At 57.9% G+C, this 24,774-nt stretch carries 26 protein-coding genes; 14 read left to right on the top strand and 12 right to left on the bottom strand.

The features are described from left to right. Positions 1 to 4 precede the first annotated feature (4 nt). Complete coding sequence (gene rhaD / locus AC6I8D_RS09855; protein WP_312054572.1) at positions 5 to 847, top strand: rhamnulose-1-phosphate aldolase; 843 nt, start codon at positions 5 to 7, stop codon at positions 845 to 847. Beyond that, positions 837 to 1,151 (top strand): L-rhamnose mutarotase, encoded by a 315-nt coding sequence (gene rhaM / locus AC6I8D_RS09850; protein WP_312757012.1) that lies wholly within the window; start codon positions 837 to 839, stop codon positions 1,149 to 1,151. The genes rhaD and rhaM overlap by 11 nt, the downstream gene beginning before the upstream one ends. Before the next feature lie 65 nt (positions 1,152 to 1,216). Here rhaM and AC6I8D_RS09845 read toward each other — a convergent pair whose 3' ends face one another. Next, a complete protein-coding gene (locus AC6I8D_RS09845) occupies positions 1,217 to 1,867 on the bottom strand; it encodes a TetR/AcrR family transcriptional regulator (protein WP_312757010.1) in 651 nt (216 codons plus the stop codon). A 298-nt stretch (positions 1,868 to 2,165) separates the two neighbouring features. On the opposite strand from AC6I8D_RS09845, the gene bhsA (AC6I8D_RS09840) reads away from it, so the two are divergent. Next, on the top strand, positions 2,166 to 2,423 hold the full coding sequence (gene bhsA / locus AC6I8D_RS09840) for a multiple stress resistance protein BhsA (RefSeq protein ID WP_312054578.1): 258 nt from the start codon (positions 2,166 to 2,168) through the stop codon (positions 2,421 to 2,423). Positions 2,424 to 2,447: 24 nt separating this feature from the next. Beyond that, positions 2,448 to 2,705 carry a multiple stress resistance protein BhsA gene (gene bhsA, locus AC6I8D_RS09835; RefSeq protein ID WP_312757008.1) on the top strand — a complete coding sequence of 86 codons (258 nt, stop codon included), beginning with the start codon at positions 2,448 to 2,450 and terminating at the stop codon, positions 2,703 to 2,705. Between the two features lie 43 nt (positions 2,706 to 2,748). On the opposite strand, the gene AC6I8D_RS09830 is transcribed toward bhsA (AC6I8D_RS09835), so the two are convergent. From AC6I8D_RS09830 to ynfM, 4 genes are all read right to left on the bottom strand, one after another. Then, positions 2,749 to 3,933: a sugar transporter gene (locus AC6I8D_RS09830; RefSeq protein ID WP_312054582.1), complete on the bottom strand. Its 1,185-nt coding sequence runs from the start codon at positions 3,931 to 3,933 to the stop codon at positions 2,749 to 2,751. Positions 3,934 to 4,108: 175 nt separating this feature from the next. Beyond that, entirely contained in the window at positions 4,109 to 4,651 is a 543-nt protein-coding gene (gene cybB / locus AC6I8D_RS09825) for a cytochrome b561 (protein WP_497820073.1), read from the bottom strand. A 102-nt stretch (positions 4,652 to 4,753) separates the two neighbouring features. Continuing rightward, positions 4,754 to 5,014 (bottom strand): hypothetical protein, encoded by a 261-nt coding sequence (locus AC6I8D_RS09820; RefSeq protein WP_497820072.1) that lies wholly within the window; start codon positions 5,012 to 5,014, stop codon positions 4,754 to 4,756. A gap of 172 nt (positions 5,015 to 5,186) precedes the next feature. Further along, positions 5,187 to 6,440 (bottom strand): multidrug efflux MFS transporter YnfM/SxtP(Kp), encoded by a 1,254-nt coding sequence (gene ynfM / locus AC6I8D_RS09815; RefSeq protein ID WP_409519739.1) that lies wholly within the window; start codon positions 6,438 to 6,440, stop codon positions 5,187 to 5,189. A gap of 95 nt (positions 6,441 to 6,535) precedes the next feature. Between ynfM and AC6I8D_RS09810 the strand changes: the two genes are divergently transcribed. From AC6I8D_RS09810 to AC6I8D_RS09795, 4 genes are all read left to right on the top strand, one after another. Beyond that, positions 6,536 to 7,429, top strand: coding sequence for a LysR family transcriptional regulator (locus AC6I8D_RS09810; protein ID WP_312054586.1), 894 nt, complete (start codon positions 6,536 to 6,538; stop codon positions 7,427 to 7,429). A gap of 130 nt (positions 7,430 to 7,559) precedes the next feature. Continuing rightward, on the top strand, positions 7,560 to 8,777 hold the full coding sequence (mlc, locus tag AC6I8D_RS09805; protein ID WP_497820071.1) for a sugar metabolism global transcriptional regulator Mlc: 1,218 nt from the start codon (positions 7,560 to 7,562) through the stop codon (positions 8,775 to 8,777). 114 nt (positions 8,778 to 8,891) lie between these two features. Then, on the top strand, positions 8,892 to 9,590 hold the full coding sequence (gene bioD / locus AC6I8D_RS09800; protein ID WP_497820070.1) for a dethiobiotin synthase: 699 nt from the start codon (positions 8,892 to 8,894) through the stop codon (positions 9,588 to 9,590). Positions 9,591 to 9,771: 181 nt separating this feature from the next. Next, a complete protein-coding gene (locus tag AC6I8D_RS09795) occupies positions 9,772 to 11,160 on the top strand; it encodes a nucleobase:cation symporter-2 family protein (protein ID WP_497820069.1) in 1,389 nt (462 codons plus the stop codon). Positions 11,161 to 11,204: 44 nt separating this feature from the next. On the opposite strand, the gene osmV is transcribed toward AC6I8D_RS09795, so the two are convergent. From osmV to AC6I8D_RS09775, 4 genes are read right to left on the bottom strand one after another with little or no spacing between them, the layout of a single operon-like run. Then, positions 11,205 to 12,341 (bottom strand): osmoprotectant ABC transporter ATP-binding protein OsmV, encoded by a 1,137-nt coding sequence (gene osmV, locus AC6I8D_RS09790; protein ID WP_312054593.1) that lies wholly within the window; start codon positions 12,339 to 12,341, stop codon positions 11,205 to 11,207. After that, positions 12,341 to 12,988, bottom strand: coding sequence for an osmoprotectant ABC transporter permease OsmW (gene osmW, locus AC6I8D_RS09785; RefSeq protein WP_069728335.1), 648 nt, complete (start codon positions 12,986 to 12,988; stop codon positions 12,341 to 12,343). Before osmW ends, osmV begins: the two co-directional genes overlap by 1 nt. Before the next feature lie 9 nt (positions 12,989 to 12,997). Further along, a complete protein-coding gene (locus tag AC6I8D_RS09780) occupies positions 12,998 to 13,870 on the bottom strand; it encodes a glycine betaine ABC transporter substrate-binding protein (RefSeq protein WP_312054716.1) in 873 nt (290 codons plus the stop codon). Positions 13,871 to 13,926: 56 nt separating this feature from the next. Then, the gene (locus AC6I8D_RS09775; protein WP_497820068.1) at positions 13,927 to 14,643 is read right to left on the bottom strand and encodes an ABC transporter permease; all 717 of its coding nucleotides are present in this window, start codon (positions 14,641 to 14,643) and stop codon (positions 13,927 to 13,929) included. Between the two features lie 391 nt (positions 14,644 to 15,034). Between AC6I8D_RS09775 and AC6I8D_RS09770 the strand changes: the two genes are divergently transcribed. Further along, positions 15,035 to 16,501 (top strand): MDR family MFS transporter, encoded by a 1,467-nt coding sequence (locus tag AC6I8D_RS09770; protein WP_312054599.1) that lies wholly within the window; start codon positions 15,035 to 15,037, stop codon positions 16,499 to 16,501. Positions 16,502 to 16,535: 34 nt separating this feature from the next. Here the strand turns inward: AC6I8D_RS09770 and AC6I8D_RS09765 are convergent, their stop codons facing one another. After that, positions 16,536 to 16,832, bottom strand: coding sequence for a DUF1161 domain-containing protein (locus AC6I8D_RS09765; protein WP_159859395.1), 297 nt, complete (start codon positions 16,830 to 16,832; stop codon positions 16,536 to 16,538). Between the two features lie 45 nt (positions 16,833 to 16,877). After that, on the bottom strand, positions 16,878 to 17,201 hold the full coding sequence (locus tag AC6I8D_RS09760) for a DUF1283 family protein (RefSeq protein ID WP_312054603.1): 324 nt from the start codon (positions 17,199 to 17,201) through the stop codon (positions 16,878 to 16,880). Positions 17,202 to 17,334: 133 nt separating this feature from the next. Between AC6I8D_RS09760 and AC6I8D_RS09755 the strand changes: the two genes are divergently transcribed. After that, a complete protein-coding gene (locus tag AC6I8D_RS09755) occupies positions 17,335 to 17,661 on the top strand; it encodes a YnfA family protein (protein WP_031376729.1) in 327 nt (108 codons plus the stop codon). A 28-nt stretch (positions 17,662 to 17,689) separates the two neighbouring features. On the opposite strand, the gene ydfG is transcribed toward AC6I8D_RS09755, so the two are convergent. Next, entirely contained in the window at positions 17,690 to 18,436 is a 747-nt protein-coding gene (gene ydfG / locus AC6I8D_RS09750) for a bifunctional NADP-dependent 3-hydroxy acid dehydrogenase/3-hydroxypropionate dehydrogenase YdfG (RefSeq protein WP_312757000.1), read from the bottom strand. Between the two features lie 410 nt (positions 18,437 to 18,846). Between ydfG and guaD the strand changes: the two genes are divergently transcribed. The 4 genes from guaD to xdhC are packed head-to-tail and all read left to right on the top strand — an operon-like array spanning position 18,847 to position 24,733. Further along, positions 18,847 to 20,175 carry a guanine deaminase gene (gene guaD / locus AC6I8D_RS09745; protein WP_312756999.1) on the top strand — a complete coding sequence of 443 codons (1,329 nt, stop codon included), beginning with the start codon at positions 18,847 to 18,849 and terminating at the stop codon, positions 20,173 to 20,175. Continuing rightward, positions 20,172 to 21,614 carry a xanthine dehydrogenase small subunit gene (xdhA, locus tag AC6I8D_RS09740; protein WP_497820067.1) on the top strand — a complete coding sequence of 481 codons (1,443 nt, stop codon included), beginning with the start codon at positions 20,172 to 20,174 and terminating at the stop codon, positions 21,612 to 21,614. The genes guaD and xdhA overlap by 4 nt, the downstream gene beginning before the upstream one ends. Then, entirely contained in the window at positions 21,604 to 23,970 is a 2,367-nt protein-coding gene (xdhB, locus tag AC6I8D_RS09735; protein ID WP_497820066.1) for a xanthine dehydrogenase molybdopterin binding subunit, read from the top strand. Before xdhA ends, xdhB begins: the two co-directional genes overlap by 11 nt. Continuing rightward, positions 23,957 to 24,733 (top strand): xanthine dehydrogenase accessory protein XdhC, encoded by a 777-nt coding sequence (gene xdhC, locus AC6I8D_RS09730; protein WP_497820065.1) that lies wholly within the window; start codon positions 23,957 to 23,959, stop codon positions 24,731 to 24,733. Before xdhB ends, xdhC begins: the two co-directional genes overlap by 14 nt. Positions 24,734 to 24,774: the final 41 nt, after the last annotated feature.

Below are 24,774 nucleotides of genomic sequence, written 5' to 3'. Positions count from 1 at the left end.
TCATATGCAAAGCATTCTTTCTTCCTGGTTTGTAAAGGGAATGGTTAAAGCCACCAGTGATATGTGGCTGAAGGGCTGGGATGAGCGTAACGGCGGCAACGTCAGCCTGCGTCTGCTGGAGGAGGAGGTGAAACCTTTTGCCGCCGATTTCTATCCGGAGCCACGCTGCATTGAACTAACCCAGCCGGCGCCTGCGCTGGCAAACTGCTGGTTCCTGGTGACCGGATCGGGCAAGTTCTTCCGCAACGTGCAACTCGATCCTGCCGATTGCCTGGCGCTGCTGCAGGTTGATGACAAAGGACTGTCATTCAAAATTCACTGGGGGCTGTCGAATGGGGGCCTGCCCACCTCTGAACTCGCTTCACATTTCCAGTCACACGGGGTGCGCAAAGCGGTCAGCAACGGCGTTGACCGGGTGATCATGCACTGCCACGCCACTAATTTTATGGCGTTAAGTTATGTGGTCGAGCTGGATTCAGCGCGCTTTACCCGCTTACTGTGGGAAGGCAGCACCGAATGTCTGGTGGTGTTCCCGGATGGGGTCGGCATTCTGCCGTGGATGGTGCCCGGCACTGACGGTATCGGCGCTGCCACGGCGGAGCAGATGCAGTCGCATAGCCTGGTGATGTGGCCGTTCCACGGTATCTTTGGCAGCGGGCCGACCCTGGATGAAACCTTTGGCCTGATCGATACCGCAGAAAAATCCTCTGAAGTGATGGTCAAGGTGCTGTCAATGGGCGGCATCCGCCAGAGTATCACCACCGAACAGCTGGTGGCGCTGGGTGAGCGCTTCGGGGTTCATCCGTGGCAGGCTGCGCTGGATGTGGGGCCTGCCAATGCTTCGTAGAGCCTTTGTGATGCAGGTGAATGCGGACTGCCACGCCGAATATCAGCGACGCCACTCGCCGATCTGGCCGGAGCTGGCAGCAACGCTGAAGGCGCACGGCGCGCACAACTATGCTATCTGGCTGGATGCGGAGCGTAATCTGTTGTTTGCCAGCGTTGAGATTGAGTCGGAAGCGCGCTGGGAGGCGGTGGCCCGCACTGAAGTGTGTCAGCGCTGGTGGGCATCAATGAAAGATCTGATGCCCTCAAATCAGGACAACAGTCCGGTCAGTCAGCCGTTAAAGCCGGTTTTCTTCCTCGAATGAGGTCGGCCTGAAAGGCAACAAGGGCGGCAATCGCCGCCCTGATTTTATTTACGCTTTAGCTGTATCTACGGCTTGTGCTGACAGAGTCCGGTCAGCGTCGGCCACATCGCCATCAGCGTATCAATGATGCTGTCGAGATCGTCCCGCTGCACACCCTCACGCGCCCGCACCGACATGCCTTGCAGCATACAGCCCAGATAGCGCGCCAGCGCCGCGATATTCACCGATTCGCTCAGTTCACCACGCTGCTGGCGGCACAGCAGAAAGTCGCTAAGCGTACTCTCCTGTGACTGATGCTGCTGCTGCAACATGCTGGCGATCTCGGCAGAGGCCGCTGACAGGGTGGTGGAGGTGCAGATAAAGAAACAGCCGCCGGGCGAATCGCCATCGGTAAAGCAGGCGGCGGTTGCGCGGAAGTAACCTTCAATCGCCTGGTCGACCGGCAACGCATCATTGCCGAGCGCCGCGTCACGCCAGGCGCTGAATTTCTCCACGTAGCGCTCCATCGCAGCCCGGAACAATCCCTCTTTATTGACGAATTCAGCGTAGAGCGTGGGCGCTTTCGCCCCGGTTGCCGCCACCAGATCGGCCAACGAGGTTCCCTCATAACCGTGGGTCCAGAACAGGGTCAGCGCTTTATCGAGCGCAGCTTCACGGTCGAAAACTTTTGGCCGACCGCGGCACTTCTTCACATCGCAATCCTGAACCTGGCTCATATATCCTCACGGGTTGTGAAACACCCCATTAAATTACCGATCATTAATAAATTGTGCAAGGGCTGGTGCATTCCGCGTTCAGGGCTGTTGCCATTTTGTGCGACGACGGGCGGAAATCGCCCCTAAGGTTAAGTGAAAAAGGGGGCTGAAGCCCATAATCACGCCACTTCGCGAATAAAATAACGCTCATTAAATAAATATTGACGGCAGACCACAATCGGGCCTATCATTTAATTAATGATCGTTAATTAAATAGCGACACACATTTTCCCACTACCGAATATTGAGAGAGCAACCTATGAAAAACATCAAACTGAGTCTGGCCGCGCTGGCACTTTCTACCCTGACCTTTGGTGCATTCGCCGCAGATCAGGTCAGCAGCGACCCAATCAATCAGCAGCCGGTCGGCACCATTTCTGTCCAGGGCGGCAGCAACCTCAACTCCCTTGAAGCGCAGTTAAATGCCAAAGCGGATGAAGCGGGTGCCAAATCCTTCCGTATCACCTCAACCAGTGGTCAGAACAAATTGCACGGCACCGCCGTGATTTATCAGTAATTAAATGTTGAGAAGGGGTTCGTTATGAAAAGTATCAGTATGATGGTGGTGGCTGCGCTACTCGGCGGCCTCTCCTTTGCCAGCGTGGCGGCTCAGCAGGTCACTCAATCGCCGCTCGACCAGCAAAAAATTGGCGTGATCAGCGCGACGGGCAGCACCAACCTGACCTCGCTGGAACAGCAACTGTCAGACCGGGCCAGCGATGTCGGTGCAAAGTCTTTCCGCATCACTTCGACCTCTGGCAACAACAACCTGCATGGCACCGCAGTCATCTATAAGTAAGATGAAACAGGCTTCAGATAACCGCTTATCTGAAGCCTTTTTTCTAGCCGTTACTGCGTAACTGCGGGTAGCGACGGAAGATATAGACACACCATAACAGCGCGACCAGACCGATCATCCCGCCGACATTGCCCACATCGGCCATCTGCAGATGCAGACTGACCTGATTACCCAGCAGCGCGCCCGCGCCAATCCCGATATTGTAAATACCCGACATCAGCGACATCGCAACGTCTGTGGCATCAGGTGCCAGTGACAGCACCCGCACCTGCATACCGAGGCCAATCATCATCATCGCCATGCCCCAGATGACACACAGGGTGGAGATGGCAGCAGGACGGACCGCAGCAAAAATCAGCAGTCCCATGCAGAGTGTAATCAGCGCAATGGCGGCGATCAGCAGACCCGACGGGAATTTATTGCCCAGCGAACTGAACAGGATGCTGCCGATAATGCCGGCCGATCCGAACAGTAGCAGCAGCAGGGTGGTGAAGTTCTCACCCGAATGCGCCACCGCCTGCATAAAGGGTTCGATGTAGCTGTAAGCGGTGTAGTGCGCGGTCACCACCAGCGTCACCAGCAGATACATACTGACTAACGCCGGGCGACGGAACAGCATCGGTACGCTGCTCAGTGAACCGGTATGTTCACTCGGCAGACGCGGCAGAATGCGCACCAGCATAATCATCAGCACCAGCGCCGAGAGGCCAATCGCACCAAAGGTGGTACGCCAGCCGAGATACTGACCCACCACGCGGCCAATCGGCACGCCCAGCACCATCGCAAGCGCCGTACCGGTTGCCAGCATGCTCAGCGCCTGGGTTTTCTTGCCCGCCGGGGCGACGCGGATCGCCAGCGATGCGGTGATCGACCAGAACACCGCGTGCGACAGCGCGATACCAATACGCGAGACGATCAGCGAACGGAAGTCCCACGCCACGGTTGACAGCACATGGCTGATGATAAAGATCAGGAACAGCACGCCGAGCAGCATACGTCGTTCAATATTGCGGGTCAGCAGCATCAGCGGCAGCGAGAGCAGCGCCACCACCCAGGCATAGATGGTGAGCATGATGCCGACATCCGCGGTCTGCATCGAGAAATCAGCGGCGATATCCGATAGCAGACCCACCGGCACAAATTCGGTGGTGTTGAAAACAAACGCGGCAATAGCCAGCAACACCACGCGAAGCCAGGCCGTTTTACGTGAAACAGTTGTTGATTGCATGAGGAGTCAAATCAGTCAGAGCAGCGAAATCGGATGTGGCAGAAACATCCAGCGAAAGTGACCTGCGTCACAAATTAGTGACTATTGTAGTGAATAAACCGGGAAGGGGAACCTTATAAACCGTTTTTAATCCTGAATATTTTTTATCGCCCTGCGCCAGGGCGATAGCCTGAGGTTATTGACCGCGCCGCCGCGCCGGCATCATCCGCAGCAGGGTGTTGTCTTTCAGCAGATAATGATGAAACAGCGCCGCCGCCGCGTGCAGGCCGATTAACCAGTAGCCAAGCGGAGCCAGCGTCTCATGCCAGTCAATCAGCATATCCGCCAGATCGAAATTGGGTTCCGCCGCCACCGGCATGCTGATACCAAACAGCCACCATTCACGGCCTTTCAGATAGCGTGATGTCAGACCCAGTATCGGCAGGGCAATAAACAGCGCATAGATCATAGTATGAGTCAGATGTGCCAGCCCGGTTTGCCAGCGCGGCGCGGCAGGAACAATCGGCGGCGAACGATGACGGGTGCGCAGCACCAGGCGGGCAATCATCAACACCAGTACCGACGCGCCTGCGCTGAAATGGGTGATGATCATCGCATAACCCTGCCACGAACCGCGCTGAGCAAAACCACGCAGTTCAATAGTGGCATAGGCGGTCGCCACCAGTAAAAAAGTCAGCCAGTGAAGGGCGATCTGTGAACCCGCAAACTTTTCCCGCATGGTAAAACCCGTTAATAAGAATCAGGCGTTCTAACATAACCGAAAATAGCGGAAAATCTTAACAAATTAGCGCAGCGGAAGCCTTGCTCAATCGCGGTCAGGCTAACGTGAGGTAAAAGTATGTTTCAGGGCCACAGCCGGCTGCGGGTCGTCCCCGGTGTGGCTAATGAGTGAGCAGCAGGTTTCACAGCCCATTGCGCCAGAATAATACTTTTTCGCCTGCAGGATAGCCGCATTGACGTGGTAAAAACTGCCGAGAAACAGCCGTTCGGCTGGCGCGGGCAGAAAGGGACAGCCCGCCGCATGTACCACATGGTTATGGTTGTAACCTGATTGTTTGTTGACGTAATAGTAGAGAGCCACAGGCGATCCTTTTTGCTGTGTCAGGCGACAGAAGGGTGCAGATGTCACAATCAGACCGATTATAGCGGGAAAAATACCATATGTTGCGGCTGGACCTGAAAGTTGTCTCACCGGCGGCGATAAAAAAGGCCCGGCACAGTGGCCGGGCCAGCAATTCAGAGGGAACAGGGGATCAAAGCTTTTTACACTGCAACCGCCAGGCCACCAGCAGAGCCAGCAGCAGCAGGGCGCTGATAAACAGCGTGATACCGATCCAGCCGTAGTTATGCCAGAACACCCCGCCCAGCGTCCCGGCGACGCTTGACCCGACGTAATAGCTGAACAGATAGAGTGAAGAAGCCTGACCGCGGGCGCGACGGGCCCGCAGGCCAATCCAGCTGCTGGCCACCGCATGGGCGGCAAAAAAGCCAGCGGTGAACAGCATCATGCCGGGCAAAATCAGCCACAGTGAATTAAAGGCGGTGAACAACAGGCCAGCCAGCATAATCGCGGTGGCACCGAACATCACCGGCCCGCGTCCCAGCCGGCTGGTTAACGCGCCCGCTTTCGGCGAACTCCATGAACCGGTGAGATAGACCACCGACAGCAGACCGACCACCGCCTGACTGAGATGCCAGGGCGCAGCCAGCAAACGGTAGCCGATGTAGTTAAACAGCGTGACAAAGGCCCCCATCAGCAGAAAGCCTTCTGCAAACAGCCACGGCAGCCCTTCATCGCGCCAGTGCAGACGAAAATTAATCAGCAGGTTGCGGGGACGCAGCGAGGTGGCGCGGAAATGGCGCGACGCCGGCAGGATTTTCCAGAACATCACCGCCGAAGCCAGAGAAAAGCAGCCGATAACCGCAATCGCCACCCGCCATGAAAAGAAGTCGGTCAGCACGCCGCTCAGCAGGCGGCCACTCATGCCGCCGATGGAATTACCGCTGATGTACAGCCCCATTGAGAACGCCACCACCCGCGGGTCCATCTCTTCACTCAGCCAGGTCATGCCGACTGCGGCGACCCCGCTCAGCGCCAGGCCCATCAATGCGCGCATGATCAGAATGCCGTGCCAGCTGGTCATAGTAGCGGAGATCAGGGTACAGATGGCGGCCAGCATCAGCGCGGTAACCATCACAGATTTGCGCCCGACCGCATCAGACAGCGGGCCGGTCACCAACAGGCCCAGCGCCATCAGCCCGGTAGAAATTGAGAGCGACAGGCTGCTGGCGGCGGGTGATACGCCAAACTGCTGCGACAGCACCGGCAATATTGGCTGGACACAGTAGAGCAGGGCAAAGGTGGCGAGACCGGCTGAAAACAGGGCCAGCGTGACGCGCATAAACTGCGGCGTTCCACGGGTAATCCAGCCCGATGCAGCCAGCGATTCTGGCGATCTGCATCCCACGTCATCCGCAACGGTTCCTGCCTGAGTAGTGCGACCCACAATCTTTCCTTAGTGTTAAAAAACCTGTCGTCAGCTTAGAAAAGGCTGATTATGATGTATAATATATTAATAATCTCAAATAAGACGTTAAAGATATGAATATCGAGCTGCGCCATCTGCGTTATTTCATTGCGGTCGCCGAGGAATTGCATTTCGGCCGGGCGGCGCTGCGGCTGAATATTTCTCAGCCGCCGCTCAGTCAGCAGATCATTCAGCTGGAAACGGCAACCGATGCCCGGCTGTTTAATCGCACCAACCGCAGCGTGCAGCTGACGGCTGCCGGTCAGCAGTTACTGCAGGATGCGCGTGCCATTCTGTTGCAGGTGGAACAGGCGGCTGACCGGGCGGCGCGGCTGCATCGCGGAGAACAAGGAGAGCTGCGCATCGGCTTTACCTCCTCAGCGCCGTTTACTGCCGTGGTGTCCGATGCGCTGTACCAGTTTCGCCAGCGCTGGCCACAGGTGCATATCCAGATGCAGGAGATCAACACCCGCCAGCAACTGGCCCCGCTGCATGACGGACGGCTCGATCTCGGCGTGATGCGCAATACGCCACTGCCAGCGGATTTGCGTCACCAGCTGCTGCTGAGCGAACCGCTGTATGCGGTGGTGCACTGGGCGCATCCGCTGGCCTCGGCAGAGAGAATTTCGGTCAGCGCGCTGGCGGCGGAGCCGTTTGTCTTTTTCGATCCGCAGGTCGGGACCGCACTCTACAGCGACATTCTGGCGCTGCTCCACCGTTATCAGATTAAGCCCTACATCACTCAGGAAGTGGGTGAGGCGATGACCATTCTCGGTCTGGTAGCGACCGGGCTCGGCGTATCCATCTTGCCCGCCTCTTTTCGCCGGGCGCAGCTGGCTGATGTTATCTGGCTGCCGCTGGCAGAAAGTGATGCTATTTCAGAGCTGTGGTTAGTCTGGTCCGCAGAGCGCGAAATAAATGAGCAGATGCGCCATATGATGACTTTACTGCAGCAAAAAAAGGCGTAAGTCTGGCCGGTCCCGACGACAATGTGTGCGATAAATCACATTTCTAATCAAATATTTGACGCTGCTGCCTGATCTGCCTCACCATGGCGCATGTTTATTTAGAAGCGCGAAAATAACCGGGAGCAGGGTTGTGAATCTGGACAGTCAACCTGGCCATATTGACCAAATTAAGCAAACCAATGCAGGCGTCGTATATCGATTAATTGATCAATTCGGTCCTATTTCGCGTATCGAACTTTCCCGACGCGCCCAGCTCGCGCCCGCCAGCATCACCAAAATCGTCCGTGAAATGCTGGATGCCCATCTGGTGCAGGAGACGGAGTTTCAGGAGCCAGGCAGCCGCGGCCGTCCGGCCATTGGCCTGATACTCGACACCGACGCCTGGCACTATCTGGCGATTCGCCTGCACCGTGGTGCCATGACCTTTACCCTGCGCGACCTCAGCAGCCGGGAACTGGTGGAGGATAGCCTGCCGCTGCCGGATGAATCGGCTCAGCCGCTGCTAACCGCGCTGATCGACCAGGTTGACGCCTTCTTTATTCGTCATCAGCAGCGGCTGGAACGCCTGACCGCCATCGCCGTGACCCTGCCAGGACTGATTAATGCCGCCTCTGGCGTAGTACACCGGCTGCCGGGATATCAGGTGCGCGACATGCCGCTCGGCGACGCGCTGGCGGCCCGAACCGGCGTACCGGTGTTTGTACAGCACGATATTTCCGCCTGGACACTGGCCGAATCGCTGTTTGGTGCCTCACGTGGCGCAGAAGATGTGATTCAGATTGTAATTGATGAAACGGTCGGAGCTGGGGTGATCAGCGGTGGGCAACTGCTGCATAAACGCGGCCGGGCGCTGGTGGAAATCGGCCATACTCAGATCGATCCCTACGGCCAGCAGTGTTATTGCGGCAATCACGGCTGCCTCGAGACGGTGGCCAGTATCGGTAGCCTGCTGGCGCTGGCTGCGCAGCGACTGCCGACCCAGCCTGACAGCCTGCTGCACCATCAGCCGCTGACGCTGGCCTCGCTCTGTGCCGCGGCGCAGTCCGGCGATCGCCTGGCACGCGACACCATTGCCAGCGTGGGTCATCACGTCGGGCGGATTCTGGCGATGATGGTGAATATCTTTAATCCGCAACATATTCTTATCGGTTCACCGCTCAATGCCGCGGCAGATGTGCTGTTTCCGGCGGTCAGCAACACCATTCTGCAACAGTCGCTGCCGGCCTACAGTGCCAGTATACAGCTGGCACCCACTGCGTTTAGTGAGCCGGGAACGCTGGGCGGCGCGGCGCTGATCAAAGATTCGCTCTACAGCGGTTACCTTTTAGTGAAGTTATTGCAAGGTTAAGCCTGACTAATCTTGCGCTAACGCAATCTGTTCTCATCTTCGATTCCTTAAAATGCGGAGTATTAGTAGGGTTAATCGCCGATTAGCCGCAACCGGTTTAAGAGGAGAAGTAGAGTGAAGAGACTATTTGTTACCGGCACCGATACCGCTGTCGGTAAAACCGTAGTATCGCGTGCGCTGTTGCAAAGTTTTATCAAAGCAAACCTCAGCGCGGTCGGATACAAACCCGTGGCGCGCTGCGCAGTGAAAACCGCTGACGGCCTGCGCAATAAAGATGCGCAGCTGCTGCAAAGCGCATCTTCTGTCGCACTGCCGTATCAGGCCATCAACCCGCTGTTGTTTGAGGAGCAGGAGATCGCCACCCACAGCGGTCAGGTGATTCAGTATGAATTACTGACCCAGGGCCTGAACAACCTGACCGAACAGGCGGATCGGGTGATAGTAGAGGGCACCGGCGGCTGGCGCAGCCTGATGAATGATGCGCGTCCGCTTTCCGGCTGGGTGATTGAGCAGCAGTTACCGGTGGTGCTGGTGGTCGGTATTCAGACTGGCTGTATCAGCCATGCGCTGCTCACCGCCGAAGCGATTCAACAGGACGGGTTACCGCTGGTCGGATGGGTCGCCAACCGCATTAATCCGGGCCTGGCGCAATACAGCAACATCATCGAAGTGCTGCGGGCAAAAATCCCGGCACCGCTGCTGGGTGAACTGCCGTATCTGCCGCGCGCCGAACAGCGCGATCTGACGGCCTACTTCGATATCTCACTGCTGGAGCAGCCAGGCCTGCACTCTGTGAGTGCAAAGATCGCCTGATCATGAAACAAAATAACTCATCTGCGCCGGTGGTGAATGTAAAGTTGCACCCTTGCCACCGGCCGCGTCGTGGAATTATAACGTTACTTTTCAGTCACCTGGTCTGCAAGGCGAGGTGACGCAGCGCTGATGGCGCAAAAAATGCATTAGTCCGGCTAATCACTGTTGCCGGAGCACCGTCATGTCGCAATCACACGAGAAAGGTTTGTTATATGGGCTGGATGCCCGTATTGGTCCCGTCCCGGCGTTTTTCGCCGCCCTGCAGCATCTGCTGGCCAGCGTCGTCGGCATCATCACGCCGCCGCTGATTATCGGTTCAGTATTGGGGCTACAGGCCTATATTCCCTACCTGATCAGCATGTCACTATTGGTTTCGGGCCTCGGTACCTTTATACAGGCGCGGCGCCTGTTCGGCATCGGAGCCGGAATGATCTGCCTGCAGGGCACCAGCTTCGCGTTTCTCGGCGTGCTGCTATCAGGCGGCCTGATGGTAAAGGCGCGCGGCGGATCGCCCGAGGAGATCATGGCGATGCTGTTTGGCTGCAATCTGGTGGCGGCGCTGATCCCGATCCTGATTAGCCGCTGTGTCGGTCCGTTGCGTAAAGTGCTGACCCCGGTAGTCACCGGTACGGTGATCACCCTGATTGGCATCAGCCTGATTAAAGTCAGCATCACCGACTGGGCCGGTGGACACAACGCCCGTGATTTTGGTGCCCCCGGTAACCTGGCGCTGGGAGCGCTAACGCTGCTGGTGATTGTGGCGCTTAACCGTGCGCGTAACCGCTGGGCCAGACTGATGGCGGTGGTGGTCGGAATTGTAGTGGGCTGCATCGCGGCAGCGTTAACCGGCCATCTGCAACTGAAAGCGCCGGACCACAGCGCGGCGCTGGTGCTGCCTGCGCTGTTTAAGTTCGGCTTTGCCTTTGACTGGACCATTTTCTTGCCAATTGCGCTGGTGTCGGTGATTGCGGTGATTGAAGCGGTGGGCGATCTCACCGCCAATTGCCTGATATCACAACAGCCGATCGGCGGCGCATCGTTTCAGCAGCGGCTGCAGGGCGGTATTATGGCAGATGGCGTCAGCTGTCTGCTGGCGGCCGTTTTCTCGGCATTTCCCAACACCACCTTTGCGCAAAACAACGGGGTGATCCAGATGACCGGCGTGGCCAGCCGCTACGTCGGGATGGTGCTGGGGTTAATGCTGGCGCTGCTCGGGTTGTTCCCGGCGGTCGGCTCCCTGTTGCAGCAAATCCCGCCGCCGGTGCTGGGCGGAGCGACTATCGTGATGTTCGGCAGCGTGGTTGCCGCAGGCATCCGGGTGATGACGCAGACGCCGTTAGGTCGCCGTGAGATGCTGATCGTCGCGGTTTCGTTTGGCGTCGGCCTGGGCGTTGAAGCGGTGCCGGAGGTGCTGAAACAGTTACCCCCGCTGATCAACACGCTGTTTGGTCATGCGGTGACTACCGGTGGTTTGCTGGCTATTCTGCTGAATATGGTGTTGCCGGAGGAGGCGCGCGCCGTGGCCGTCGTACCGACCCAGGTGCTCAACAGCAGCGAAGAGCAGGCATAAAAAAAGGGCCATTTTGGCCCTTTTTCAATTAGCGGTCAGCGCGATTACGGGTTCAGGCGGCGGCGGGTACGGCCTGAACTGAGGTAATCGGCGATATAATCCTGGGAGATCTCTCCGCTGTAGCGACCTTCTTCATCGACAATCGGCATCCAGACGGTGTTGTGCTCATACAGTTTTGACAGCACCACGCGCAGGTTCTCTTCCGCTTTTCCGGTTACCTTAAAGGTGTGCAGGCGCTCTTCGCAGCGGCCGCTGGCGTTACGTGCCTCACGCCGCTTCACAAAGCCGAGCGGTTTGCCATCTTCATCCACCACGGTAATCGAGCGCATATCATTTTCATCCATGGTGCCGAAGGCCTCTTCCAGTGAGGTTGAGCGCTGTACGGTGATGGTCGGCTGCTGATCGGTAACGTCGCCCGCCTGAACCAGCAGCAGGCGCTTCAGCGTCCGGTCCTGACCGACAAAGGATCCGACAAAGTCGTTGGCTGGGGTCGCCAGCAGCTCGTCCGGGCTGGCGCACTGCACGATTTTGCCCTGACCAAACACCGCGATTCGGTCGCCGAGTTTCAGTGCTTCATCGATGTCATGACTCACCAGCATCACGGTTTTCTTCAGCTGACGCTGCATATCGAGAAATTCGTTCTGGATCACTTCACGGTTAATCGGGTCCACCGCACCAAAGGGTTCATCCATCAGCAGCACCGGTGGATCAGCCGCCAGCGCCCGGATTACGCCGATACGCTGCTGCTGGCCGCCCGACATTTCACGCGGGTAGCGATGCAGGAACTTACCCGGGTCGAGCGCCACCATACTCATCAACTCGGTGGCGCGCTCCCGGCAGCGTTTCTTATCCCAGCCCAGCATGCGCGGCACCACGGTAATGTTCTCTTCGATGGTCATGTTGGGAAACAGGCCAATCTGCTGGATCACATAGCCGATGTTACGGCGCAGCGTGGTGGTGTCCTGAGTGCTGGTGTCTTCGCCATTGATCAGAATACGGCCGCTGGTGGCGGGGATCAGCCGGTTAATCATCTTCAGGGTGGTGGTTTTGCCGCAGCCCGATGGCCCCAGCAGCACGCACATCTCACCGGCCGGCACTTCCAGGCTAACGTTATCCACCGCTTTCATGGTGGTGCCGTTTTTCTGGGTAAAGGTTTTCGTCAGGTTTTCCAGTGTAATCATTATCGAATTCCCTTAGGAGTCAGCGCCTGCTGCAAACGGTGCAGCAGCCAGTCAAGAACAATCGCCAGCAGGCAAATCATTAACGCCCCGGCTATCAACATACGAATATCACTGCCGCTGATGCCGTCGAGCAACAGCTGACCCAGGCCGCCTGCGCCAATCACCGCCGCGATCGCCATCACGCCGACGTTCATTACCACTGCGGTGCGGATACCGCCGAAGATCACCGGCAGGGCCATCGGGATTTCAACCCAACGTAACCGTTGCCAGAAGGTCATGCCGATGCCACGACCGGCTTCGCGCAGGCCGTCGGGCAGGTTCTCCAGCGCGGTATGGGTATTACGCACAATTGGCAGCAGCGAGTAGAGAAACACCGCGGTAATCGCTGGCAGGGCGCCAATGCCCTGACCGATGATGGAGAACAGCGGGATCATCAGGCCAAACAGCGCGATAGTCGGTATAGTCAGCACCACGGTGGCGATACCGAGGATCGGCGTCGCCAGCCAGCGAACCCGGACGATCAGAATGCCGAGCGGCACGCCAATCACAATCGCCAGCCCAACCGCGACTAGCACCAGCCAGGTGTGCTGCCAGCTGAGCGTCAGCAGGCTGTTCCAGTTATCCATGATGTAGTGAAGGGTATCCACAGTGCCTCCTTACAGCATGTTTTTGGATTTAAGGAAATCACGCGCCACCTGTTCCGGTGACTGGTGATCGATATCGACCCGCTTGTTCATTTCGGTGATCGACTCATCGGTAATCAGCGGTGATAGCTGATTCAGCGCCGCTTCCAGCCCCGGATGGCTCTCCAGCACATCTTTACGCACCACCGGCGTGACGTTATAGCTCGGGAAGAAGTGCTTATCATCCTCCAGCACTTTCAGGTCGAAGCCTTTCACCCGGCCGTCGGTGGTATAGATCAGACCGGCATCGACGAAGCCATCACGGATAGCGTTATAAACTAAGCCGGGGTCCATCTGACGGATCTGCGGCCGATCCAGCGCCATGTTATAGGTCTTCTGCAACGGCTTCATGCCGTCTGAGCGGCCGGAGAACTCCAGATCCAGCCCCAGTCGCCAGTTGTGCTCCGGGTCCTGTTTACGCACCTGCTCCAGCTTCGTCACCAGCTGCGACAGGGTGGTGATCCCCTCTTTTTCCGCCCGCTGCCGGGTCATGGCAAAGGCATAGGTGTTGTTCATCGGGGCCGGGTTAAGCCATACCAGCCCCAGCTTCGCATCGAGTTTCTTCACCGTTTCATACGCCTGCTCAGAGGACATCGGCTGGCTGATATGGTTGAAGATGATCAACGAAGTGCCGGTGTACTCCCAGGTCATGTCGATCTGCTTATTCAGCAGCGCATTACGGCCGATGGTGGTGGCGATATTGCGCTTCGGGATCACCTCAAAGCCCTTTTTCTCTAACCACATCACCGTCATGGCCGACAGGATATGCTGCTCGGTAAAGCTCTTGGTCGCCATCACCAGCGGAGCGGCGGCCTGGGCCGTCTGGCTCAGGGCCAGCGTCGCCATCACCGCAAGAGCACTCTGTTTAATCCAGCGCGTTAGCATCGCAAAATTCCTTATCGTTATGCCGCAGCGTGCGGACTGAGAACGCGGCCCAGGGCGGCCAGCAGCATATCCAGCACCAGGGCCACCAGTGCCGTTGCCACCGCGCCGAGAATCAGCGTCGGGAAGTCATTGAGGTAGATGCCGGGAAAGATCAGCTCGCCGAAGCTGCTGGCACCAATCAGAAACGCCAGCGGCGCGGTGCCGACATTGATAGCGGTCGCGATGCGCACCCCGGTGAGGATTACCGGCAGCGCATTCGGGATTTCGACCTGGCGCAGACGCTGCATTTTGGTCATGCCAATGCCGTTGGCGGCTTCGATCAGCGAGGAGGGCACTGCGCTCAGACCGGAGAAGGTGTTACGCACGATAGGCAGCAGCGAGGCGAGAAACAGCGCGATCAGCGCCGGACGGTCACCGATGCCGATAATGACCATCGCTAATGCCAGCACCGCCAGCGGTGGCAGGGTATTGCCGACGTTAAAAATCTGCATCACATATTCAGCCCAGCGACGGGCAAAAGGGCGGCTGAGGATGATGCCGCTGGGAATACCGACCAGCAGGGCGAACAGCATCGACCAGAAGACTAAAAACAGATGTTGTTGTCCGAGATAGAGCAAATCGACCTTTCGGGCAACCAGCTGGTCCCAGCCGAGGCCCCAGATTAGCGCGCCTATTACCACCGCCACCGCCAGCAGTGCCTGACCGGCACGGCGCACCAGTGAAGCATTTTGCATAAGGGAGTCTCCCTGATAACGATCTCAATTGTTATAACAACCATTAACAGTCCGACAGAAGCAGCAAAAAAGGCCACGGCTCCCAATACCGAAACTGCGATAAAATGTAGACAAAATGACTGTTTATCTACGCTTTTTCAGTGAATACTGAGAAAGAAGCCTTATTGCTATAGCAGCCTGAAGCGAAGCGCGCTAGCTTTTTAGCGTCAAATCAGGGGATTAAAACCAGGTTAAAATAGTGTTAAAGCCGCGTGGCGATTGGGCTGACGCATCAATGAAAATTTTTCATCGACTTTGGGTGACAACGTCACAGAGAGCGCTAATGATGCGCACTGAAGGAAAACTGCCTGAGCGGATTTTCAGCTACGCTTGCAGCTAAAAAAGGAACCCTATGACTGAAAGTGCACAACTCCAGACCGGACACCGTCACTGGATCTTAATTGCCTGCATGCTGGCAATGTTTATGGCGGCGATTGAAGTCACCATCGTTGCCACCGCTATGCCCACCATCATTGCCGAACTGGGCGGTTTTTCGCAGTTTGGCTGGGTATTTTCCATCTATCTGCTCACCCAGGCGGTCAGCGTGCCGCTGTATGGCCGGCTGGCGGATCTTTACGGCCGTAAAAAGATGTTTTTTATCGGCACCTCGATTTTTCTTATTGGCTCGGTGCTGTGCGGTTTCGCCCACAGCATGACCTGGCTGATCCTGTTCCGCGCCTTTCAGGGATTGGGAGCCGGAGCCATCATGCCGCTGAGTTCGACTATCGTGGCAGACATCTACTCACCGCGCGAGCGCGCCAGCGTGCAGGGCTGGCTCTCCAGCGTCTGGGGCGTTGCGGCGATCGTCGGTCCGCTAACCGGAGCCTGGCTGGTGCAGCACTTTAGCTGGTCGGTGATTTTCTGGGTCAACCTGCCCATCGGGCTGATCAGCATGCTGATGCTGGCGCGCTGGTTACCGACGCATCAGCAGCAACAACAGCGGCAGCCGCTGAATCTGGCCGGCAGTGGCTGGCTGATGCTGTGCGTCAGCGCGCTGCTGGTTGCGCTGCTGCAGGCAGAACAGCTCGGCTTATGGCTGATCCCGTTTCTGCTGTTTTCGCTGTTTGCCGGCTGGATGCTGAAACGGCACGAGCAGCGGGCCGACGCGCCGCTGTTTCCGCTGATTATCTGGCGCAGCCGGCTGATCATTGCCGGGAATGCCGGCAACCTGATCATCGGAGCCGCCATGATGGGGATCAGCGCTTTTCTGCCAACCTGGATTCAGGGCATTGGCGGCGGCTCGCCGCTGCAGGCGGGCAGCGCCCTGGCAATGATGTCAATCGGCTGGCCGCTGGCCAGTACCCTGAGCGGCCGTCTGATGCTGCGCACCTCTTATCGCTTTACCGCCCAGCTGGGTGCGCTGTTGCTGATAACCGGCAGCGCCTTACTGCTGCTGTTGCGGCCTGACAGCTCGCTGTATCAGGCTGGCTTAACCGCCTTTGTCATCGGTACCGGTATGGGAATGACCAGCACCACGTTTCTGGTCTCGGTGCAGAATCAGGCGGATTACCAGATTCGCGGCATCTGTACCGCTTCGATTATGTTTAGCCGGATGATTGGCTCGGCGATTGGCACCGCCATCATGGGCGCGGTGCTGAACCTTAATTTACACTGGCGGTTGCCGCAGGCGCAGGACCCGGTGCAGCAGATTATGGCCGATGAAAGTCGTCGTCAGCTGACGCCAGAGACGCTGCAGCAGATGGTGCAGGCAATTGCCGCCTCACTGCACTGGGTGTTTGTGGTGGCTCTGGTGATTGCGCTGTTTGCGCTGGGTGTGGCGTGGATGATGCCGCGTCAGCGGCCGGAGCATGCGGAATAGCGAGCAGGGCGACAGGAGGTCGCCCTGCGGTTGTTTACTGTGCGGGCGCGTCCTGTGAACTGCCGGCACTGTCTGGCACGCTGGCGTCATCGTCACGCCCCATGCGCTTGTAAACAATCTTTTGTGTGTCGTTCTCACAATGTCCCACCACCTGACCGCCAGCCTGATCAACCTGATCGTTGGCGACGATGTCGAGACTAAAACCCGATTCGGGCACACCGTTCTGAATAATTTTCTGGCTGATCTCGGTTTTGACCGATTCACAGGATGCCTGTGCCAGCACGGGCAGCGCGAACAACGTCGCCGTTAACAAAACCCTCTGTAGCTTCATCACGTATTCCTTATGTTAGTCGTCCGTCATTACTATAGCTGAAAATCAGGGGGTAACTGGCCGGCCGGAGCGGCGATCCAGACAACGCAGGGTATTCGGCTCCCAGTAAGCGTTGAGGTTCAGGCTTTGCTCACACTTATCGCGGGTATCAAACGCGCGATCGGCCTTATCAAACTCTTTCTCGACGCGGCTATTCACCTTGTTACGCAGCATCCGCGTGTCATTCCACTGCTCTTTATCCTGACGCGCTGCTTCGTTACTGGCGGCGCTGCTGCCATCTTCAATAATCAGGCGATTAGTGGTAGCACTGGCATTAAAGGCTGCCGCTGACAGCAGGCTGACCAGCAGGACCGGGATCAAATTTTTCATTGCGCTTTCCTTCAGTTAACGCAGACATTGCCAATGGTAACGGCTGTTGCCGCGGACAGGCTTAGTATATCATCGCCGTTTCTTTGCTCACCAGCGGTGAGTCGTTTGTTTACGTTTGTGAGAGAAAAGGATGCTGATTAAAACCGCCTTGCTGTTTTTTATCACCGCGCTGGCGGAAATTATCGGCTGCTTTTTGCCGTGGCTGTGGCTGAAAAAAGGCGGCTCCGTCTGGCTACTGCTACCCGCCGCCGCCAGCCTGGCGCTGTTTGTCTGGCTGCTGACGCTGCATCCTGCCGCCAGCGGAAGGGTGTATGCCGCTTATGGCGGAGTCTATGTGCTGACCGCACTGCTGTGGTTGCGGGTGGTCGACGGCGTGAAGCTCAGCGCCTGGGACTGGAGCGGGGCGATTGTCGCCTTTAGCGGCATGCTGATTATCGTGCTGGGCTGGGGGCGGGGCTAGAGCCAGCCGGCAAGGCTGGCTCTGAGGCTTACGGCTTGTGCACCTTCAGACCGGCCACTGTCTGGCTGACAGGCATCATCTCAAGCGTGTTGATGTTGACATGCTTAGGCAGCGTAGCGACCCAGTAAACCGCTTCGGTCACATCATCCGGGGTTAATGCTGTGGCGCCTTCATACACCTGACCGGCTTTGTCATCGTCGCCTTTGAAACGGACGTTAGAGAACTCGGTGCCGCCCACCAGGCCTGGTTCGATGTCGGTAACGCGCAGCGCGGTGCCGTGCAAGTCGGTTCGCAGATTAAGGCTGAACTGACGGACAAAGGCTTTGGTCGCGCCATAGACGTTACCGCCTGCATAGGGCCAGCTGCCGGCGATCGACCCGATATTGATCACGTGTCCGACGTTGCGCTCCACCATCTGCGGCAGCAGGGCGCGCGTCATATAGACCAGACCCTTGGTGTTGGTGTCGATCATATTTTCCCAGTCTTCAACGTTGGCACGGTGGGCTGGCTCAATCCCCAGCGCCAGGCCGGCGTTATTGACCAGCACATCGATTTCGCGCCATTCCGCCGGCAGCTGTTTTACCACCTCTTCAATGGCTGCCCGGTTACGCACATCAAGCTGCACGGTATACAGGTTATCGCCCAGCTCATCTTTCAGCGCTTTCAGGCGCTCGGCGCGCCGTCCGCTGGCAATCACTTTATGGCCGGTTGCGATAAAGCGACGGGTGATGCTTTCACCAAAACCGGCGGTCGCGCCGGTGACAAAAATAATCATCTCACTGTTCCTTATGCCATTTTCACAATCGATGGCTTCACCATAGCATTTCATTTCCGCTTGCGCCCGCCGAAAAAGCGATCGGGCTGTAAAGGGATTTTACCGTCCCGGCGGCTGCGCTGTTTTGGGGCGTGATGCACACTAACGGGGCAGCGCAGCCACGGATCACCGCGGTAAAAATCAGCCGTTTTCGCAGTCGCTCGCCAGGCAACCGATTGCTAACGCCAGGCAAACGGTTGCGGAGTGGTTCTACCTGCAGGAAGTTGCGCAACAGCTGGGATTTTATTTAATTGACTGATAATTATAGAAAAATAGTCATTTCCGATCTGGCACGGCAGTTGCAAAGTGGCATTAAGGCAATCATCTGCATAATTAAAAGAAGGCCGCAGTGCTTTCAGAAAGGAAAAGCCATGTCATCAGCGACAGATACGGCGATACGCGCCAGTTTTTTTGACTTCAAATCGGTGGCAGACCAGCCCGACGCACTGCTCTCTGCGGCGCGCTATCTGGAAGATGGGGTGCTGCGGCTGCGTGACGGGCGGGTGATAGGCTTAGCGCCGTGGCAGGAGTGCAGCGCCGAACTGGCTGGTCAGCCGGTGGTGGATCTGCGCGGAAAACTGATCGTACCGGGCTTCGTCGATACCCATATTCACTATCCGCAGACCGAAATGATCGGCGCGTTCGGCGAGCAGCTGCTGGAATGGCTGAATCACTATACCTTCCCGGTCGAGGCGCAATATCACTGCCCGGACCATGCGGCACGGATGTCAGCCTTCTTCCTGCATCAGCTGCTGTCGAATGGCACCACCAGCGCACTGGTGTTTGGCACCGTGCATCCGCAGTCGGTCGAGGCGCTGTTCAGCGCGGCGGAAGCGCTGAATATGCGCTTGATTGCCGGCAAAGTGATGATGGATCGCAATGCGCCAGACAACCTGATCGAAACGCCGGAACAGAGCTATCAGCAGACCCGCGCACTGATTGAACGCTGGCACCAGCGCGGACGGCTGAGCTACGCACTGACGCCGCGTTTCGCGCCAACGTCCTCGCCGCAGCTGCTGGCAAAGGTGCAGCAGCTGCGCCAGGAGTTTCCCGATACCTGGCTGCACACCCACCTGAGTGAAAATCCGCAGGAGGTCGCCTGGGTGAAACAGCTGTTTCCTGAGCGCGCCGGCTATCTTGACGTTTACCACCACTATCAGCTGACCGGGCGCCGCAGCGTGTTTGCGCACTGCGTGCATCTCGACGACAGCGAATGGCAGTGCCTGCACGACACCGATTCCTCTGTTGCTTTCTGTCCGACCTCCAACCTGTTTCTCGGCAGCGGGCTGTTTAACCTCAAACGCAGCTGGCAGCAGGGCGTCAAAGTCGGCATCGGCACCGATGTCGGGGCTGGTACCACCTTCAGCATGCTGCAAACGCTGGGCGAAGCCTACAAAGTGGGCCAGCTGCAGCAGTATAAGCTGAGCGCCGCCGAAGCCTTTTATCACGCTACGCTGGGTGGCGCGCGGGCGCTGGATCTCGATCACGCCATCGGCAATTTTAATCCGGGCAAAGAGGCGGACTTTGTGGTGCTCGATCCGGCCGTCTCAGCCTTACAGACCTTACGCATCGGCAACAGCAAAGATATCTGGGAAAAATTGTTTGTCTTAATGACGCTGGGCGATGACCGCAATATTGCCCAGACCTGGGTAAACGGCCGTCCGGTATGGCAGCGCGACGCGGGAGAGCAAGCCGCATGATCCAGTTCCTGTTAAATAACCAACTGATTACCGAAGAGGCGTTGGATCCTAACCTGACGGTACTTAACCATCTGCGCGGCCATCAGCGCCGCACCGGCACCAAAGAGGGCTGCGCCTCAGGAGACTGCGGTGCCTGTAGCGTCACGCTGGGTAAAGCGGTCGATGGGGAAATGCAGTATGAAACGGTCAACAGCTGTCTGACGCTGGTATCGACGCTGCAGGGCAAGCAGCTGATTACCGTTGAGGATCTGCGTCACGGCCGTGCTCTGCATCCGGCGCAGCAGGCAATGGTTGACTGCCACGGCTCACAATGTGGTTTTTGTACGCCGGGCTTTGTGATGTCGCTGTTCAGCCTGCGAAAATCGGCCAAAGGCTGGGATAGCCATCAGGCGGAGAGTGCGCTGGCGGGCAATCTGTGTCGCTGCACCGGCTACCGGCCGATCATGGCGGCCGCGCAGCAGCTCTGTTCACAGCCGGTCAGCGACCAATTCGATCACCATGCAGCCAGCGTGGTGCAGCGGCTGGAGGCGCTGGCGAATAATCAGATGCAGCAGCTGAACGGGGGCGGGCGACGCTGTTTCCTGCCTAAAACTCCGGCCCAGCTGGCACAGATCTATCTGGAGCATCCTGAGGCCACGCTGATTGCCGGTGGCACCGACCTGAGTCTGACCATCACTCAGCAGCATAAGCGAATACCGCTGCTGATCGCGCTGGAGCAGGTTGCCGCGCTCAAAGTGTGCAGTGAATTTGACGATCACTATTTACTCGGTGCCGCCGCCTCGCTGCAGCAGATTACCGACTTCCTCGCCGACCGTATTCCGGGCGTCAGTGAGATGCTGCAACGTTTTGCCTCGCTGCAAATCCGCCTGCAGGGCACGCTGGGCGGCAATATCGCCAATGCCTCGCCGATTGGGGATGCCTCGCCGATGCTGCTGGCGCTGAATGCCAGCCTGCTGTTGCAGCACGGCGAGCAGCAGCGCAGCCTGCCGCTCGATCGGTTTTTCACCGGCTACCGCCAGACCTGCTTACAGCCAGGTGAATTTATCCGCGCGATTCGGATCGATAAAGTGACGGTGTCACCGGATTTTGTCGCGTGGAAAGTCTCTAAGCGGCTTGATGACGACATTTCAGCGGTGTTCGCCGCCTTTAATCTTGAGATTAAGCAGGGCCATGTCCGCGCAGCACGCATTGCGTTTGGCGGTATGGCCGCTACGCCGAAAAGGGCCACACAGTGCGAACAGGCGCTGCTGGATCAACCTTTTAACGCCGTGACACTGTCACGCGCAGCCGACGCGCTGGCGGAAGATTTCCAGCCGCTGTCTGACTTCCGCGCCAGCGCCAGCTACCGTCTGCAGGTGGCGCGTAACCTGCTGCGGCGTTATTACCATCGCTACAACGGCGAATTATCCTTTGTTGAGGTGGCCCGCTATGTCTCATAACCGTCCTGAATTAAATGAACAGGTGATCAAAGCGCAGCATGCTGCCGCGATACAGAGCGGCGTTGGCCGCAGTAACAAACACGAAAGCGCGGAAAAGCACGTTTCCGGTGAGGCGTGCTTTATCGACGATAAACCCGAACTGCCCGGTTTGCTGCACCTCTGCCCGCGGCTGAGTGAGCACGCCCATGCGCGCATCAGCCGGATTGATGTCCAGCCGTGTTACGCCATTCCCGGCGTGGTCAGCGTGCTGACCTGGCAGGATGTGCCCGGCATCAATGATGTCGGTCCGCTGGAGCCAGGCGACCCGCTGCTGGCGCACGACAAGGTGGAGTATCTCGGTCAGATTGTGATGGTGGTGGCGGCTGAGTCACCGGATGCCGCACGAGCCGGTGCCGCCGCCGCCGTGATTGAATATGAGGTGCTGGAGCCGCTCCTTGATGTCGAACAGGCACTGGCGCAGAACAGTTTTGTTCAGGAGCCGCACGTGCATCAGCGCGGCGACGTCGAGGCCGCACTGGCACGCGCACCGCATCGCATCAGCGGTTCCTTTCACATTGGCGGACAGGAGCACTTTTATCTGGAAACCCAGACCGCGCTGGTGATCCCCGGCGAAGATCAGCAGCTGCAGGTCTTTTCCTCGACCCAGAATCCCACCGAAGTACAGAAACTGGTGGCCGAGGTGATGGGTATCAGCATGAATCAGGTCACCATTGATATGCGGCGTATGGGCGGCGGATTTGGCGGCAAAGAGACCCAGGCTGCGGGCGTCGCCTGCCTGTGCGCCATCGTCGCCCGCCAGACCGGCCGGGCAGCGAAGATGCGGCTTTCACGCCGTGACGACATGCGCATTACCGGCAAACGGCATCCGTTCTTTGTCCGCTACGAGGTTGGCGTTGAGGATGATGGGCTGCTGTGCGGGGTAAAGATCGATCTGGCAGGCAACTGCGGTTATTCACTGGATCTCAGCGGGTCTATCGTCGATCGGGCGATGTTCCATGCGGATAACGCCTATTACCTTGGCGATGCGCGCATTACCGGTTACCGCTGTCGCACCAATACTGCCTCAAATACCGCTTATCGCGGCTTTGGCGGCCCGCAGGGCATGGTGGCTATTGAGCAGATCATGGACCACATCGCGCGTGAACGCGGCCTTGATCCGCTGGCGCTGCGTAAACGCAACTATTACGGCAAGCAGGATCGCAACATTACCCATTATCATCAGCAGGTTGAAGACAATCTGCTGGACGAGATCACCGAACAGCTGGAGCAGAGCAGCGATTATCAGGCCCGCCGGGCGGAGATCCGCGCGTTTAATGCCCGCAGCCCGCTGCTGAAGCGCGGTCTGGCGCTGACGCCGGTTAAATTCGGCATCTCGTTTACCTCCAGCTTTCTCAACCAGGCGGGCGCACTGATTCTGATTTACACCGATGGCACGGTGCAACTCAACCACGGTGGCACCGAGATGGGCCAGGGACTCAATACCAAAATCATCCAGATCGTTGCCGAAGTACTGCAGATTGAAGTTGATAAGATTCAGATCACCGCCACCGATACCGGCAAAGTGCCGAACACCTCGCCGACGGCGGCTTCCAGCGGGGCCGATCTGAACGGTAAGGCGGCGCAGAACGCAGCGGAGATCCTGCGCGAGCGTATGACACAAATGCTGTGTCAGCTCCATCAGTGCGATGCCTCCGAGGTCAGTTTCCGTAACGGCATCGTGCGCGCCGCTGAAAAACATTACACCTTCGCGGACGTGGCCCAGCTGGCGTGGCTTAACCAGGTGCCGCTGTCTGCCAACGGTTACTACCGCGTGCCGGGCATTCATTACGACCGGCTGGCGGGGCGCGGCCAGCCTTTTTACTACTTCGCCTACGGCGCGGCCTGCTGTGAAGTGGTGATCGATACCTTAACCGGTGAGTATCGCCTGCTGCGCGCAGACATTCTGCACGACGTGGGCGCCTCGCTGAATCCGGCAATCGACATCGGCCAGGTTGAGGGCGGATTTGTCCAGGGCGTTGGCTGGCTGACCTGTGAAGAGCTGGTGTGGAGCGAAAAAGGGCAATTGCTGACCGACGGCCCGGCCAGCTACAAAATCCCGGCCATCAGTGACGTTCCAGCCGATCTGCGGGTGACGCTGGTGGAGAACCGTAAAAATCCGCAGGATACGGTCTTTCACTCGAAAGCCGTCGGGGAGCCGCCGTTTATGCTGGGCATCGCCGCCTGGTGCGCGCTGCAGGATGCGGTGGCCAGCGTTGGCGGTTATGCCCGGCATCCGCAGCTGGATGCGCCCGCCACGCCAGAGCGGATACTGAATGGTGTGCTGCAACTGGCAGGAGCCTGTGATGATCTACCCTGACTGGATAACCGTGCTGCACCAGCTGCGTGAAAAGCGCCAGAGCTGCGTATTAATTACCGTGCTCAGTGAACACGGTTCGGTGCCACGCGACAGCGGCAGTAAAATGGTGGTAACACCGCAGCAGAGCTATCTGACCATCGGCGGTGGCCAGCTGGAATTTCAGTGCATTGCCCAGGCACGCGCCATGTTGCAGAGCGGGGCCAGCGCACCTCACACCGAGGATTACAGCCTCGGCGCGCGGCTGGGACAGTGTTGCGGCGGTAAAACCACGCTGCTGTTTGAGCCGCTGTTGCAGAACCAGCCGGAAATTCTGCTATTCGGTGCCGGTCACGTTGGCCAGGCGCTGGTTAACCTGCTGTCAACGTTACCCTGTCACATTCGCTGGATCGACAGTCGCCCGGATCAGTTTACGCAGGTCCCGCCCGGCGTGGTCACTCTGCAACCGGAGGACCCGCTGGACTGTGTGGCGCAGGCTGCACCGGACAGCTATTTCATCATAATGACCCATCATCATCCGCTCGATTTCGACCTGTGCGAGGCGGTGCTGAAGCGCGGGGATTTTCGCTATGCAGGGGTGATTGGCTCGCAAACTAAAAGCCAGCGTTTCCGCTACCGGCTGGCGGGCAAGGGCGCGCAGGCCGATCGGCTGGCGCGGCTGCGTTGCCCGATCGGCCTGCCGGACGTGAAAGGCAAGCTGCCGGCAGAGATTGCGGTGGCGATTGCCGGTGAAATAATCAGCGTTTATCAGCAGCATCTGAGCTGAGTTGTTCAACCGCCGGCAACCTGCCAGGATAAGACTTTGCG

Source organism: Pantoea sp. X-Soil-MYKO-1785, from assembly GCF_059730675.1.
This window is presented reverse-complemented; position numbering and strand designations above follow the sequence as displayed.

What these genes read in the sequence shown, in the direction of transcription:
- AC6I8D_RS09770 (WP_312054599.1), top strand. Translation starts at nt 15,035, where the DNA reads ATGACTGAAAGTGCACAACTCCAGACCGGACACCGTCACTGGATCTTA.
- cybB (WP_497820073.1), bottom strand. Translation starts at nt 4,651, where the DNA reads ATGCGGGAAAAGTTTGCGGGTTCACAGATCGCCCTTCACTGGCTGACT.
- AC6I8D_RS09830 (WP_312054582.1), bottom strand. Translation starts at nt 3,933, where the DNA reads ATGCAATCAACAACTGTTTCACGTAAAACGGCCTGGCTTCGCGTGGTG.
- AC6I8D_RS09810 (WP_312054586.1), top strand. Translation starts at nt 6,536, where the DNA reads ATGAATATCGAGCTGCGCCATCTGCGTTATTTCATTGCGGTCGCCGAG.
- AC6I8D_RS09795 (WP_497820069.1), top strand. Translation starts at nt 9,772, where the DNA reads ATGTCGCAATCACACGAGAAAGGTTTGTTATATGGGCTGGATGCCCGT.
- AC6I8D_RS09765 (WP_159859395.1), bottom strand. Translation starts at nt 16,832, where the DNA reads ATGAAGCTACAGAGGGTTTTGTTAACGGCGACGTTGTTCGCGCTGCCC.
- ydfG (WP_312757000.1), bottom strand. Translation starts at nt 18,436, where the DNA reads ATGATTATTTTTGTCACCGGCGCGACCGCCGGTTTTGGTGAAAGCATC.
- rhaM (WP_312757012.1), top strand. Translation starts at nt 837, where the DNA reads ATGCTTCGTAGAGCCTTTGTGATGCAGGTGAATGCGGACTGCCACGCC.
- AC6I8D_RS09780 (WP_312054716.1), bottom strand. Translation starts at nt 13,870, where the DNA reads ATGGCGACGCTGGCCCTGAGCCAGACGGCCCAGGCCGCCGCTCCGCTG.
- AC6I8D_RS09845 (WP_312757010.1), bottom strand. Translation starts at nt 1,867, where the DNA reads ATGAGCCAGGTTCAGGATTGCGATGTGAAGAAGTGCCGCGGTCGGCCA.
- xdhB (WP_497820066.1), top strand. Translation starts at nt 21,604, where the DNA reads ATGTCTCATAACCGTCCTGAATTAAATGAACAGGTGATCAAAGCGCAG.
- xdhC (WP_497820065.1), top strand. Translation starts at nt 23,957, where the DNA reads ATGATCTACCCTGACTGGATAACCGTGCTGCACCAGCTGCGTGAAAAG.
- osmV (WP_312054593.1), bottom strand. Translation starts at nt 12,341, where the DNA reads ATGATTACACTGGAAAACCTGACGAAAACCTTTACCCAGAAAAACGGC.
- bhsA (WP_312757008.1), top strand. Translation starts at nt 2,448, where the DNA reads ATGAAAAGTATCAGTATGATGGTGGTGGCTGCGCTACTCGGCGGCCTC.
- guaD (WP_312756999.1), top strand. Translation starts at nt 18,847, where the DNA reads ATGTCATCAGCGACAGATACGGCGATACGCGCCAGTTTTTTTGACTTC.
- AC6I8D_RS09760 (WP_312054603.1), bottom strand. Translation starts at nt 17,201, where the DNA reads ATGAAAAATTTGATCCCGGTCCTGCTGGTCAGCCTGCTGTCAGCGGCA.
- rhaD (WP_312054572.1), top strand. Translation starts at nt 5, where the DNA reads ATGCAAAGCATTCTTTCTTCCTGGTTTGTAAAGGGAATGGTTAAAGCC.
- AC6I8D_RS09775 (WP_497820068.1), bottom strand. Translation starts at nt 14,643, where the DNA reads ATGCAAAATGCTTCACTGGTGCGCCGTGCCGGTCAGGCACTGCTGGCG.
- bhsA (WP_312054578.1), top strand. Translation starts at nt 2,166, where the DNA reads ATGAAAAACATCAAACTGAGTCTGGCCGCGCTGGCACTTTCTACCCTG.
- xdhA (WP_497820067.1), top strand. Translation starts at nt 20,172, where the DNA reads ATGATCCAGTTCCTGTTAAATAACCAACTGATTACCGAAGAGGCGTTG.